Below are 14,440 nucleotides of genomic sequence, written 5' to 3'. Positions count from 1 at the left end.
CTGCCGGAATTAATTCCGGCGGTTTTTTTGTTTGAACTAGACATTTAAAATGTCTATGTATTTCATTAAAGATATCTATTTTCTTTATGTCTACAATTGGACTTATAATCAGAATTATCAAAAGAACACTCAATTGGGGGATACGGAAAATGAGATATTTAACAGCAGGCGAGTCGCATGGGCCACAGTTGACGGCAATTATAGAAGGAATGCCCAGCAATATTGGTCTTATTGCAGAACAGATCGATATAGAGCTGCAGCGGAGGCAAAAAGGTTATGGACGAGGCAGACGGATGGAGATTGAAAGTGATCAAGTCCGAATTGTCGGAGGAGTGCGGCACGGCAAGACAACCGGTGCTCCAATCGCACTTGTGGTTGAGAACAGGGATTGGAATCATTGGAGTCAGATTATGGGAGTGGAGCCGACAGAGGAGGCTGTCAAGCGCGCTGTTACCAGACCACGACCGGGACATGCTGATCTGAATGGCGGGTTGAAATATAATCAGTCTGATTTGCGTAATATTTTGGAGCGTTCAAGTGCTAGAGAAACGACGATTCGAGTTGCATGCGGCGCAGCGGCAAAAAGCCTGCTTCAATTGTTCGGCATTCATATTGGAAGCCAAGTATTGCGGATTGGCGAAGTATCGGCTAAGCGCGCCTCTCTGTCGGCGAAGGAGCTTCGACAGGTCACTGAGGTGTCGCCGCTGCGTACAGCAGATAAGGACATTGAAGCGGCTATGATGCAGCACATTGATGAGGTAAAAGCAGCGGGAGACTCTGTTGGCGGCTTGATAGAGGTAACAACCGATGGAGTGCCTGTCGGGTTGGGCAGTCATGTGCAGTGGGACCGCAAATTGGATGGCAAAATTGCTCAAGCTGTCATGTCCATTCAAGCGTTTAAAGGTTGTGAGTTCGGGGTTGGCTTTGAAGCGGCGAGGTTACGAGGTTCCAAGGTTCATGATGAAATCATGTATGATTCACAGAGCGGATTTTCACGTGCCAGCAACCGGGCAGGTGGGTTCGAAGGTGGGATGACGACGGGTGAACCGATTATTGTGCGTGCCGTAATGAAACCCATACCAACTCTATATAAGCCGATTAGCAGTGTTGATATTGAAACGAAGCAGCCCTATGCCGCACAGATCGAGCGCTCTGACAGCTGCGCTGTTCCTGCTGCCGCAGTGGTGATGGAGAATGTGGTCGCTTGGGAGCTAGCGTGCGCATTTCTGGAAAAATTCGGCGGAGATTCCTATGAGGAGATAGAACGGAATTATAAACATTATATACAGCAGGTCCGCAGTTATTAACCGGACGCCCGGGCACATTCCATGCTGCACGGGCGTCTGTTTGTTTTAATGTACTGTAGTTCTTACAATTGGACTTTTACCCATATCCTTCCACAATAACTTTCCATAGACTGTTGAAACTAAATAAATTTGTTACACAAGCTGAGTTTGTGCCTGCGTGGCATTTCAGCAAATTTTTTAGCGAGGGGGTAAATGAGGCATATGCCGTCAGTACAAGCATACAAAAGACGCCCCGTGATCGCGATCTTAACTGTCGCCAATAGAAACCGATTACGGGGAAACTTGCAGTATTATCGCGAACTGATAAAAGAAGGACATTCCAGAAAGGCAACCGTATTCGTAACGACAGTCGGCAATCTGAATCGATCACAAAAAAAGATCATCGGGTACGATTATAACAGGCGTAAAAAGAACGGGTTCATCAGAACGTCATTTCCATTCCCTGACGTAGTATACAACCGGATTCCGGAACGTAAAGACGAAAAACGGCCAGCTGCTCAGCGGGAAATTCGATCTTGTTTACGGGATCGGCGCGTGCACTTATTCAATCCTTTTTTCTTTGATAAATGGACGCAATATAAGTGGCTGTCACGGTCGTCCAAGACGAAGCATTTCATTCCGGCAACGAAGAAGCTGCTCACATTAGACAGCTTGGTTTCGTTATTCAAACGCGGTCCGCTCGTTTATATAAAGCCGGTGAGCGGGAAAGCGGGGAAAGGTATCATGCGGGTGGAACGCAAAATGATTGGAGCGGGCGCTCAATACCGACTTATAAAACAAGAAAACGGCAAGCGGCTGATCTTTAAGTTTACCAATGTATCCAGCCTATGGAGGAAGCTTAAGGGAAAAACAGGGAGAAGGGCATATATCGCTCAGCAAGGTATTGCTCTGGCACGGTTTAGAAAGAGGCCTTTTGATCTGCGGCTGCTCGTGCAAAAAAACAATAAAGGCAAATGGTCGATAAGCGGCATTGGCGCACGATCCGCAGGGAAAGCAGGCATCACGACCCATGTGCCCCGAGGCGGATCCATTCAAGACCCGAAAAAGCTTCTTAACTCTAATTTCGGTGCAGCCAAAGCCAATAAAATTATCGGAAGCTCGCGTAAATTGGCCCTCATCGTTGCCAAGCAGATTGAGAGGGCATCTGCTCGAACGTTAGGTGAGATGTCCATGGATATTGGCGTCGAAACGAACGGCCGTTTATGGTTTTTCGAAGCGAATTCAAAACCGATGAGATTCGACGAGGCCGGAATCCGCCGAAGGTCGGTTCAAAGAATAATTCAATACTGCCTATATTTAGCTAAAAGGAAACCGTCCAAATGATAAGGTATGATATGTCATGTAGGCAACGCTATTTGCAACATTAATGGCGGCGACATTTAAGTGGGAAGAGAACCGGGGCCGGCCGTATATGTACGTGCTAGCTTCCGGTTCCTTCAGAACATTCCCTCTAAACAGCAAAATAAGCTGTTCAAATAATGATTGTCTCTCTCTATAACACGTGTTATATTGGGTTAGAGGTGTTACATAAATGGCCAAAAGGGTAACCAGCTTTGATGTAGCCAAGCGGGCAGGAGTTTCACGAAGCGTAGTTTCTGCTGTGCTGAACGGTACACAGGGCATAGGTGTTAGTGCTGAGAAGCGGACAGCCGTGTTGGATGCGATTCGTGAATTGAACTATCAGGTGGATGCTCAAGCTCGGGGTATGAAGACGGGCAGAAGTCAATGTCTTGCTGCTTACGGCAATGTTTCGAACCCGCTTTTTTTGCAGGTGCTTGAAGGGATGCAAGAGGTATGCGCCGCGAATGGCTACCACTTACTGTTATACGCATCAGGTCCTTTAACTGAGCAAAAGGGACTGCTGGATTTGTATTTGCAGCGGCGGATTGACGGCATTGTAGCATTGGATCGGCCGCATAACATTTCCGAGGAATGGGTGGCGCTAATAAATCAGCATAATATGCCCTATGTTTCAGTGGAGGGCTACCCGGATCATAATCGGATAGCATCCGTATTGATGGATTACGGTGACAGTATCCGCCGAGCGTTGGATTATTTGTGGGAGCAAACCGGACTTCCTCCGGCTTACTTGGAAATGTTCCATGAGCATGTGCCTCTTGGATGGGGTGACAGGGAGAGGAATCAAACCTATCTGCAATGGTGTGAAGACAAAGGCTTGCAGCCGCAAGTGTATGCTGCTGCAGATGGCCCATGGGAGATGCGATCCGATTATTGGAAGCAGTGGATACAGGAACGCACCACGCCTTTTGCGATTTTAAGCAACTGGTCACGTGGGGCGGTCTATATATGCAGAGCAGCACAATTACAAGGCATACAGATTGGCGTGGATATCCATGTAATGGCAGCCGACAATACGGAACGGATCAATCAGCATCTATTTCCCGCCATTACTTCTATAGAGATCCCTTATCGTGAGATGGGCCGGCTGGCAGCATTGCGGTTATTGGAATATATTGACGGACAGAGAACTTATGAAGACAAAAGCACAATCTCGGTTTCCTCACAGCTGGTCGTTCGCCAAAGCGTGGGAAGCTAATTTTTTTCATATTTAATAACACGTGTTATAACATTCATTAGGGAGTGATAGAAATGCTTTTTACTTTGGAAAAACTGACAGCCCGCATTCAGGAACTTGACGAGTTTCGTTATAGAGATAAACAATCGATTCCCTCCTTCCATAGTCTGGAGGATACCGAGGGGAATATTGGGGAACGTCCGTTGCTTCCGTTAAGCTCAGTTAAAGGCAGTGGAGAAATGCAGCTGGGGGAACGATGGGAAGGCAGGGATCGTTATTTGTGGCTGGCAGCTCAGGTAGATGTGCCGGCTTCCTGGCAAGGCCGTAAAATCGTAGGACGTTTTGATTTTGGCAAGGGCGGTGGCGGTAATAATGCAGGCTTTGAGTCTTTACTATATGTGAACGGTCAGCCCTATCAAGGTGTGGATACGAACCATCAAGAGGTGTTTTTTGCTGAGGAGTCAGCTGGAACAACGGTAAGCTTGTGCTTCCGGTTGTGGTCCGGACTTGGCGGTTATAAGCCGCTTGCCATTATGGAGCATCAGCTGAAGCGGGCAGAGCTGTGCTGGCTAGATGCGGACGCGGATGATCTGTATTATACAGCACGTGCGGCGTTACAGGTTATTAAGGTGCTTCATGAGCATTCGCCCGAACGGCAATTGCTGTTGTCCGCGGCAGATCGCGCTTTTTTGCTGGTTGATTGGTCGAGGCCCGGGTCAGCCGATTTCTATGCTTCATTAACGGCTGCGGCAGAATCGCTGCGTACCTCCGTTCAGCAGCTGCCCAAACAGCATGCGGTTACCGTTCGCTGTATCGGCCATACCCATATCGATGTTGCTTGGCTGTGGAGGCTGAAGCATACCCGAGAGAAAGCGGCGAGATCCTTTTCGACTGTTCTGCGTTTGATGGAACTTTTTCCCGATTATGTATTTCTACAAACAATGCCGCAGTTATATGATTATATCAAAACGGATTATCCGGATATTTACGCCCAAATCCAGGAGCGGGTTAAGGAAGGACGCTGGGAGGCAGGCGGCGGCATGTGGCTGGAAGCAGACTGTAATCTGACCTCAGGAGAATCGCTGGTGCGGCAGCTACTGTATGGAACGCGTTTTCTGCGAGATGAGTTTGGTACAGAGTGTACGTACCTGTGGCTGCCCGATGTATTTGGCTATAGCTGGGCTTTGCCTCAAATTTTGAAAAAATCCGGCATCGATACATTCATGACTACCAAAATTAGCTGGAACCAGTATAACCGGATGCCTCATGACACGTTCCAATGGCGTGGTATTGATGGGACCGAGGTGCTGACCCATTTCATTACTACACCGGATAATGCAGGAGGCTGGTTGTATACGTATAACGGAGAAGTTACGGCAAGCTCGGTGAACGGCATATGGGAAACATACAGAGATAAGCCAGTAAACCGTGAATTGCTGCTTGCGTATGGCTATGGTGATGGCGGCGGCGGTGTAAACCGCGAAATGCTGGAGCTGAGGCGCAGGCTGAGCGAGCTGCCGGGAGTTCCGAATGTGACAACCGGACGCGTGGATGAGTATTTCGCAGAGCTGCAGCAAACAATTGCCCAAACGGATGAATATGTGCATACATGGGATGGCGAATTGTATTTGGAGCTTCACCGGGGTACCTATACGAGTCAAGCTTATAATAAGCGGATGAATCGGAAGCTGGAGCTGTTGGCGCGTGAGACGGAGTGGCTTGGCATTATGGGCAGCCTGGAGGCAGGCGACTGGTCGTTCTACGACCGGAGCAAGCTGGCTGAAGCGTGGAAAATCGTGCTGCGCAACCAGTTCCACGATATTATCCCAGGCTCATCGATTCAGGAGGTTTATGATGATTCGCGCCTTGAATATGAAGAAGCGGAACGTTTATTGCAAGCTGCAAACAATCATGCGGCTTCAGTATTGACTGTCCGGCAGACTGAAACCGGAATAGCGGAATATACCGTATGGAACAGCTCAGGCTGGGAGCGTGGGGGATTGGTGCTTGTACAATCAGACCGCAGCCTTGATGCATCAGGCACGGAAGGGGTATGGAAGGATGAGCAAGGGAATGTGTTAGCATCCCAGCGTAGTGTTGACGGTTGGCTGGTACAGGTACAAGCGGTGCCGTCCTTGGGATCTAGTATAATTCGCTACTGTTCAGAGGAATCAGAGAATACGGATAAGAAGCCGCATCCATTTATTACTACCGGCAATGGAATAGAAACACCGCATTACTCGCTGCACTGGAATGGAACAGGTCAATTGACATCGATTTGGGATAAAATGTCCCAACGTGAGGTGCTCGCGGCAGGCTCTAACGGAAATGTGCTGCAAGTGTTCGAAGATAAGCCGAAGAGCCGTCATGAGGCATGGGATATCGATATTTATTATCAGGAAAAAACGGAAGAAATCCGTGAGCTGACCTCAATTGAAGTAGTGGAAAACGGACCTGTAAGAGCAGTTGTACGATTTGCTTGGAAGTATAAAGATTCAACAATTACACAGCAGCTAATTGTATATAGTGATTCCCGCCGGATCGATTTCAAAACCATCGTGGACTGGCATGAGCAAAGGAAGCTGCTCAAGGCTGCATTCCCGGTAGAGATCCGTTCCACAGAGGCATCCTATGACATTCAATTCGGCAATGTTAAACGTCCTACCCATTGGAATACAAGCTGGGATTATGCCCGATTTGAGGTAGTAGGACATCAGTGGGCTGATTTGTCCGAACGCGGATATGGTGTCAGCTTGCTGAATGACTGCAAGTATGGCTATGACATCAAAGATAATCTGATGCGACTAACTTTAATTAAGTCCGCGCTTGTTCCAGATCCTCAAGCAGATCAGGGACATCACGAGTTTACATACTCGCTGCTTCCACATTCCGGAGACTGGCTGGAAGGTCGTACGGTTCAGGAAGCTTGGGATTTGAATGTGCCGCTGGTAATCAAGCAAGGAGCCGTGGCAGTTCAAACGAGAGCATCGCTCTTCCGGTTATCGTCCGAGCATGTGCATATCGATGCTGTGAAAAAAGCGGAGGACAGCAGCCTCATCGTTTTGCGTTTCCACGAATTTGCCGGTCAACGCGGATGGGTAGAGTTGTCAAGCGACTATCAAATCCTGAGCTGGCAGGAGAGCGACCTGATGGAGCGACCTATCGGTGAGGTTAGCAGCGATGCCGTAATTCGTCTTGCGGTCAAGCCTTATGAGATCAAAACGCTGCTGATCGAGATCGTAAGTGCTGGTTGAATCCAATAATAGCTGAAATGATAATAGACCTGCCAGTACCCTTATAGGAAACTGGCGGGTTAAGTTTGTTTATTGCACTGCTAAAGCTACTGCTTTAGCTGCTTAACAAGACGTTTGGCTGGGCCTGACGGTGTGTTGATCGTTTCGTATACATTGATGAGCAGACCGGTTTCGAACTGCTCGGTTTTAATATTGGAGAATGAAATTTTTTGCAGTCCGCTTATTAATTTTTGCGTGCCTGTGAAAGCCATCGTTTGTGAGCCAAGAACTCGCTTCAAACCGTCAACCAGCTCGAATTCCATTTGCGAAAAGCTTTGATCCACAATGACAGGTTCTTTCATATTTACAGTAAGCGTAAGATCCAGTCGGTATGTGTAATTTGAGCTGCTGTAGGAAGTATTAATTCTGTAATCATCGAAGCTGACTTCAAACGGGAAGAAGCTGATGCGTTCATCGTTGGATTCCGGCTGAACGGACGCTTGATAAGTGCCAATCGACAGCTTACCAGATGCGGATGCTTTCGGATCTGTGAAATTCAATGCAAGCTGTTTGCCATCCTCAGCGGACGGTAATAAGTAGGAATAGCTAACAACATAGCTTGTATTGGGCGCAAGCTTATCGGCTGCCGAGGTTTGTCGTTCTCCTGCAAATGCAAGGCCCTGACCGTTAATAAGCTCAGTCCCTAGATTGGGCAATGGCAGAGTAGAGAGACCACGATTTGTCAGCTTGTATTTGGCGACGGCTGTTTTGTACCCGAAATCGCTGTTTTCATGCATATGCAGCTCAACAAGCGATATTTCCAGATTTTTATCAATCAAACCATTAGGTGCAAAAGAAAACGGCGTTCCAAATTGATAAGACAATGCTTGTCTGATCATGTTGTCCGTCTGATCGATATTGCTTAAAGAAACAAGCATGACAGGATTTTTGTCAGATAAGCTGGACTTGTTGTTGCTAGAATTTGTAGATGAGTTGGTCGAACTATTAGTCGTATTGGAATTGGAATTAGTATTGGAGCTATTTGTGTTAGAGCTTGTGTTAGTACTGTTATTATTGCCGGAAGCCGAGCTGGAACCGGTTGTTGAATTGGAATTGGAATTAGTATTGGAGCCATTGCTGGAACCCGAGTTCAAATTCGTGTTGCTGCTTGTATTGTTGGTAGTGGTTGCTGTTTGATTCTGGTTGTTGTTAGTATTGCTGCCAGAATTATTATTGGTGGAGCTGGAGGTTGATTCTGAGCTTGCTGCATTCGACTTTTGTTCAAAAAGCGTAAATTTCACAGCAGCAGGATCAACTCCTTCCGGTAATACTACTGCATAGCGATAGGATGCGGTTTGCTCAGGAGAAAGAAAACCGCTTCGAATCGATTGATCCTGTCCTGCGGCGTTGATGCTCTCCGTACCAATTTGATAAGCGGCACTTAGGGTAGGGAGTGTTGCTATTTTAGCGCTGCTGTTTCGGATTTTAACGGTTGTTTGTACCAGATACCCATCCGCCTGCTTAATAGCCACTGCTTTATCAGCTTTAACTGTAAGACCATTACCTGTGTCGTATAACGCGTACGGCTGCTCTTTGCCGATTGGCAAAGAAGCTAGCGTCCCGGAAATAGGGAAGCTTCCCAGTATCCGCTCTTCGGAGGAAACTTCATATAGTGACTCAAGTGTGTATTGATGTGCATCGAATGTATTCGGAATCAAAGTTCGAAGCGATAGCTTGGTCATCTTTTTGGGAAGCAGCGTAGCTGAGCTGCCGCCAACAATTGAGCCGGAGTAGGTGCTAGAATCCTTGCCTTTCAATCGCAGCTGAAGACCGGAGGGAAGCTGAACGCTGGAACTTCCCCCATTTTGTACATATAGATCTGTGTAGAGATATGAGCTTCCACTCTCCGCAACCTCATAGCTGCTGCCTATTCTTAACGAAACTATGGATTCCTGAGAGTAAGAGGAGCTGATATCATGCAAAGAGATTAGCAGCTGATCGGAAGCTCCCGGCTCTGAAGGTACGAGTTCTGTTGTCGCAGATACGGCCGCCACCGATAGTTCTCCTAAGCTTGCCGAGGAATCGGACTGACTGGCATCCCATTTATAAAGATTCACCTTCAGCTGCTCAGGTGTCACATTAGAAACAACCTCGGACAAAAAGCGGAATTGCTGATCATGTCCAGGTATAACACGGGCTGTTTGCTTGCTCGTTAGCTTGGCAGGGTAACGGTTGCCTTGGTCATCCACAAGGAGAACTCCATAATTATTGAAGTCAATGTCGCTTTCTCCACCGTTATGCAAATTAAGTGTAAACTGCATAGTAGAAGTATCTACGCCAGCTGAAAAGGCAGCATTCTCCAGCGTAAAGTAAGTATCATTAGCCAGAAATACCCCTTCCTTGCCGGCATAGGCCGAGGGCATATAGGCGAGCAAGCAAGTAGAGCCTGCAATTAGAGCGTAAAGCAATCCTTTTTTTCCTGATTTTATTGAATGTAGCAGTTGGCGTTTCAATTTGATCTCCTCCTAAAGGCTTTCCGAAGGAAGCAAGCTTCGTAAGCATATGCGGTGCAATCCATTTCGAAGGGCAGCCTGGTAAGCAAATGCTGTTGCAATCCGATTGGAAAGCCAATTTCGTAAGCATATGTTAAAAGCGATCCGTTTGGAAAACCTGCCTCTTAAAAATTTACTGACGTTTATGTTGGCAAATCATTTATTAAATATATGGCTATGATCAAGCGCTAATCGGAACGAAGAGCATCAATGGGCCGAAGCTTGGAAGCTTTGTTGGCCGGATACAATCCAAAAATCATTCCGACTCCTACCGAAAACAGAAATGCATACAAGCCGACCTCCAATGAAAGCTGTGTAGGTTGCTTTGGATTAATCATGGGCCATGCGAGCGACAAGCCGCTTCCAAGCAGCAGTCCGATAATTCCGCCAAGACCGCTAATTACTGTAGCCTCTATTAAAAATTGCATTAGGATATTGCGACGTTTGGCGCCTATCGATTTGCGGATGCCGATTTCTCTAGTCCGTTCGCTGACAGTAACGAGCATAATATTCATAATCCCGATACCGCCAACCAAAAGCGAGATACAGGCTACTGCGATCAATTGATTCGTAAGTGTGCTGGCTGCTTCCACACGCGCTTTCATTAATTCGTCTTGATTCATAATTTGAAAGCCGGAGCTGCTTTTGAATTTATAAGTCAAATACTGGGTTATCGTACTCTGAGTCATAGACAGTTGGTCCTTGGTTGGAGCCTCCAGGTACGTTGTACGGATGTTCCCGAGCTTGAACGCTCTACGTGCCGTTTCCAAAGGAACAAACACGGAGTTGTCCAAGGATACCCCGCTTATGGAGGAGCCTTTTTCCTTGAGGACACCAACTATAGTAAACACGATGCCATCGATGTTGATATCCTCACCTATTGGGTCGAGCGAACCAAAATAATCTTTGGCCACTGTGCTGCCGAATATAGCTACAGGATTGCGGAATTCCATATCCGCGTCTATTACAAATCGGCCTGCCGACAGCTCGCCTTTCATGAGCGGTAAATACCGGTCATTAGTACCGACGACCGTGTACTTTTCCTGCCTGCGGTCATATTTAATATTGGAGCCGCTTTTGACCATTGTCGGAGCAATGGAGTTGATTTCGGGCAGCTGCTCGAGCTGCATTAAATCATTATAATCCAGCTGAGTGGCACGGCCATTACCTAGCACATTCACAACCAGCAGATTTGTACCTAGGCTTTCGTATTGCTTTTCAATTTGCGCTGAAGTACCTTGCCCTATGGAAACCAAAGTGATTACAGAGCTCACACCGATAATGACACCTAGCATGGTGAGCAATGTCCGCATAGGACTGGAAGCGATGGTCCGAAGCGCCATTGAGACAAGCTCGATTGGATTCATAATGTCACCTCTGGTGCTGCAGGAATTTCCAATAATCGTTGATCTCCTACAATCGCCCCATCACGGATTGAAATGACCCTTCTCGCATGATCCGCTATATGGGAGTCGTGGGTAATGAGCACGATAGTATTGCCTTCCTCATTAAGCCGCATAACCAGCTCCAGCACTTCGTTGCCGGTCTTTGAATCGAGAGCGCCTGTCGGCTCATCCGCTAGAAGCAGTGACGGCCCGATCGATAAGGCCCTTGCGATAGCAACCCGCTGCTGCTGACCGCCTGACAGTTCGCTTGGCTTATGATGTCCGCGTTGACCCATGCCGAGCAGCTCCAGCATTTGCTGTGCTCTTTCCCTGCGAGCCTTTTTATTTAGACCGGAATAAATCATGGGCAGCTCCACATTCTCCAATGCATTAAGGCGGGGAAGCAAATTAAATTGTTGAAAAATAAAGCCGATTTTCTTGTTTCTAAGCTCTGCAAGGCTATTATCATTCATGTTTTCGGTTGCCACGCCATCCAGTGTGTAGGCTCCTGAAGTAGGTACATCCAACAAACCGATCATATTCATAAGTGTGGATTTCCCCGATCCGCTAGGCCCGACAATAGCCACAAAATCGCCCTTTGCTACAGACAAGGAGAGATCGTTTAAGATGTGCAGCTTTTCCGCGCCTCGTTCATACACCTTCGTGATGTTCTGCAATTCAATCATTTCAGCCATTCCGGAGTCCTTCCTTTCCGCACATTTCCTTACCGTCCGCCTCCACCTGATCTCTGTGTGCCGCCACCACCAGCGCCAGGAGGATTCCCTGCACCGCCACCAGGACCAGCCTGACCACCTGCAGCGCCGCTTTGCTGAAATTGCTGTCTTATTCGGTCAATATCCGCTTGGCTGGCATTTTGCGTTTTTTGCTGACGGAGTGGAATAACTACCTTATCGCCAGCCTTCAAGCCATCGGTAATTTCAATATCGGTTTTATTGCGAATGCCTATTTTTACCTCGTGCTTATCTTCTCTTGTACCGTCAGGATTTTGCAGCGTTACATACCGTTTTCCTTGCTGCTGCTGAAGGGCTTCGATTGGTAGAGTAATAATATCTTTTTTATCCTGAAAAATAATTTCAGAAGTAGCTGTCATGCCGTACCGCAGCTCACTGGTGTTTTTTACCGAAATGACCACATCGAAGAAGGTTACACCGTTGGTAGTTGTACCTACAGTTGAAACCTGTATGACCTCGCCTTCAAAAATTTTATTGGGCAAGGAATCAACCTTTACTGTCGCTTTCAGACCTGTTTTGACATTCGGAAGATCGAGCTCATCTACCTGAATAGGCAATTGCATATAATCAAGACTGGCAACGGCACCAAACAACGTATTGACCTCCACTGTTGATCCTACAGGATAGCTGGCAAGCACATTGCTTTTCTTATTGGCAAAATCCGTAGAAAACACGCCGTCAAAAGGCGCGGTAATTGTAAGCTTATTAAATTTCTCCTGGAGACTGTTTATTGTATTTTTCTGACGGTCAACGGCTGCTTGCTTGGTATTAATATCTTTTTGCAGCGTATCATTCACGACAGTCACAATTAAATCGCCTTTGGTTATGTAATTTCCGTTCTTCAGCTTCAGTTCTTTGATCGTTCCGCTTGTATTAGCCAGCACAGTTTCAACATCTACATAGTCCAACGTTCCCCTATCGGTTGATTCTACGGTTCTGCTACCGAGCTTTGCTTTTCCCTTCACCTTCATGCCAGATGTCAGGGTTCCATCATTTTTTACCTTAATTTCAACCTCGAGCAGCTTTCCGCCGCTAGGATCGGATTTGATTTGATTGCTTATCGAGTCTACAGTAGCGGTTTTGGTCAAGTTAAATCCGTCCACCGTCAAATCGATGGAATCACCGATGGAGAATTGAGTTGCGTCATCTAATAAAAAAGGCAGCTTGGCACTCAAAATCGTTTGATCGGATATAGTAGCTATCCTGCTTGTCTTATTTACACTAGAGCCCGTCTCTAGATTGCTTCCAAGCGTCAATATTCCGCTTCTTGGAGTGTAGATTTTCATGTTGCTTTGCTGGGTGAGCAAATCGTTCAGATCATTTTCCAGCTGTTGGAGATTGACTTGAGCTTCCTGCAAGGTTATTTCTTGGGTAAGATCAGAGATTTCCAATAATACATCGCCTTTTTTAACGGCTTGATTCCGGGTCAGGTTCATTCTTTTGATAGTGCCATCGGCTGGAGCGATCACATTCTGAATATCTCTTGCTTCAAATTGGGATGTACCGGACACAGTGGAACGAATGGTACCCTTTTTGATTTCAGTGATTTTTTCTTGAGGAGCGGAGGCTTGTTGTTTAGTATTTTTGTTCATGTAAAGATAAGTGCCTGCTCCAACCACGGCCAATCCAATTATTATAAGGATCCATTTTTTATTGCGCTGCAATGCCATTTAAGCTTCTCCTTTCAAAGCGCTTTCAACATTTATTGTATTATTTCCATTTACTTTATCAATGCTTTGTGAAAGAAGTGTGAATCTCCCCATGATTGATGATCGAAAAGTGTAAAAAAAAATCGAAAATACATCAGGATGAAAAGTTATCCACTGAAATCCATGTATGTCACAAGGAGAAAGGCAGCTGTGTAAAAAGCTCGTGAGAGATTGCAAACACCTCGGAGATAAGGGGGGAGTTGATGCGTAGGGGAGATTGGAAACGAAACATGTAGGAGAGAAAGATCTGAAGCGGGTAGGAGAGAGCTAGGATGACAGGACAAGTGTGATGAAACACTTAGGCGAGACCGGGATTCTAAGCGCGTGGGCGAGATAGGGGCGGGAGGGAGCGAGAATGATAAACCAAGGTAGGAGAGAACGGGAAGGACAAACCAATAGAAGAAATAAAGAACGACAAACCGAGAAGGACAAAGCAAGAAGGACAAAGCAAGAAGGACAAAGCAAGAAGGACAAAGCAAGAAGGACAAAGCAAGAAGGACAAAGCAAGAAGGACAAAGCAAGAAGGACAAAGCAAGAAGGACAAAGCAAGAAGGACAAAGCAAGAAGGACAAAGCAAGAAGGACAAAGCAAGAAGGACAAAGCAAGAAGGACAAACCAAGAAGGACAAACCAAGAATTAGAGAACGAGTATGTTACTAAAAAACATTATATAAGGCTCGACCCCAAAATTTGAACTTGACTTTAGTGTATAAACTGAACTCTAGTATGGTAGCTAGCACCACTAACTGGAAAACATCACGCTAATTTTGTCTCTATTCTCGAAATCGATCATTTAGCTGGAAAAACTACCTCTATTTAGGTCGATATAGCACATTTAGGGGTAGCGTCAAGAAGTTTGTGTAAGGTAGGTTTATCCATCGGGACGATGGATAAGAAAAGTTAGTTGTTTGAATATTCAGACGTTATAAAGGGTGAGGGTGCAGCCCAAGCGAAGGCGCGGGAGCTG

Annotated in this window: 9 protein-coding genes; 5 read left to right on the top strand and 4 right to left on the bottom strand. The window is 46.6% G+C overall.

Annotated features, from left to right (window positions below; all coding sequences use genetic code 11):
• The first annotated feature begins 149 nt into the window (after nucleotides 1-149).
• From aroC to NV381_RS18980, 4 genes are all read left to right on the top strand, one after another.
• Entirely contained in the window at nucleotides 150-1,307 is a 1,158-nt protein-coding gene (gene aroC / locus NV381_RS18995) for a chorismate synthase (protein WP_258214850.1), read from the top strand.
• A 201-nt stretch (nucleotides 1,308-1,508) separates the two neighbouring features.
• The gene (locus NV381_RS18990; RefSeq protein WP_258214849.1) at nucleotides 1,509-2,630 is read left to right on the top strand and encodes a YheC/YheD family protein; all 1,122 of its coding nucleotides are present in this window, start codon (nucleotides 1,509-1,511) and stop codon (nucleotides 2,628-2,630) included.
• A gap of 208 nt (nucleotides 2,631-2,838) precedes the next feature.
• Nucleotides 2,839-3,864 (top strand): LacI family DNA-binding transcriptional regulator, encoded by a 1,026-nt coding sequence (locus tag NV381_RS18985; protein ID WP_258214848.1) that lies wholly within the window; start codon nucleotides 2,839-2,841, stop codon nucleotides 3,862-3,864.
• 53 nt (nucleotides 3,865-3,917) lie between these two features.
• Nucleotides 3,918-7,097, top strand: coding sequence for an alpha-mannosidase (locus NV381_RS18980; protein WP_258214847.1), 3,180 nt, complete (start codon nucleotides 3,918-3,920; stop codon nucleotides 7,095-7,097).
• An 86-nt stretch (nucleotides 7,098-7,183) separates the two neighbouring features.
• On the opposite strand, the gene NV381_RS18975 is transcribed toward NV381_RS18980, so the two are convergent.
• The 4 genes from NV381_RS18975 to NV381_RS18960 form a co-directional block, all read right to left on the bottom strand.
• The gene (locus NV381_RS18975; RefSeq protein ID WP_258214846.1) at nucleotides 7,184-9,589 is read right to left on the bottom strand and encodes a hypothetical protein; all 2,406 of its coding nucleotides are present in this window, start codon (nucleotides 9,587-9,589) and stop codon (nucleotides 7,184-7,186) included.
• Between the two features lie 227 nt (nucleotides 9,590-9,816).
• Nucleotides 9,817-10,995, bottom strand: coding sequence for an ABC transporter permease (locus tag NV381_RS18970; RefSeq protein ID WP_258214845.1), 1,179 nt, complete (start codon nucleotides 10,993-10,995; stop codon nucleotides 9,817-9,819).
• Entirely contained in the window at nucleotides 10,992-11,708 is a 717-nt protein-coding gene (locus NV381_RS18965; protein ID WP_308862032.1) for an ABC transporter ATP-binding protein, read from the bottom strand. Before NV381_RS18965 ends, NV381_RS18970 begins: the two co-directional genes overlap by 4 nt.
• 29 nt (nucleotides 11,709-11,737) lie before the next feature.
• Nucleotides 11,738-13,435, bottom strand: a complete 1,698-nt coding sequence (locus tag NV381_RS18960; RefSeq protein ID WP_258214844.1) for an efflux RND transporter periplasmic adaptor subunit — start codon at nucleotides 13,433-13,435, stop codon at nucleotides 11,738-11,740.
• A gap of 394 nt (nucleotides 13,436-13,829) precedes the next feature.
• On the opposite strand from NV381_RS18960, the gene NV381_RS18955 reads away from it, so the two are divergent.
• Nucleotides 13,830-14,114 carry a hypothetical protein gene (locus NV381_RS18955; RefSeq protein WP_258214843.1) on the top strand — a complete coding sequence of 95 codons (285 nt, stop codon included), beginning with the start codon at nucleotides 13,830-13,832 and terminating at the stop codon, nucleotides 14,112-14,114.
• Nucleotides 14,115-14,440: the final 326 nt, after the last annotated feature.

It is taken from the genome of Paenibacillus radicis (ex Xue et al. 2023) (assembly GCF_024722015.1).
In the GTDB taxonomy this organism is placed as follows: domain Bacteria; phylum Bacillota; class Bacilli; order Paenibacillales; family NBRC-103111; genus Paenibacillus_S.
This window is presented reverse-complemented; position numbering and strand designations above follow the sequence as displayed.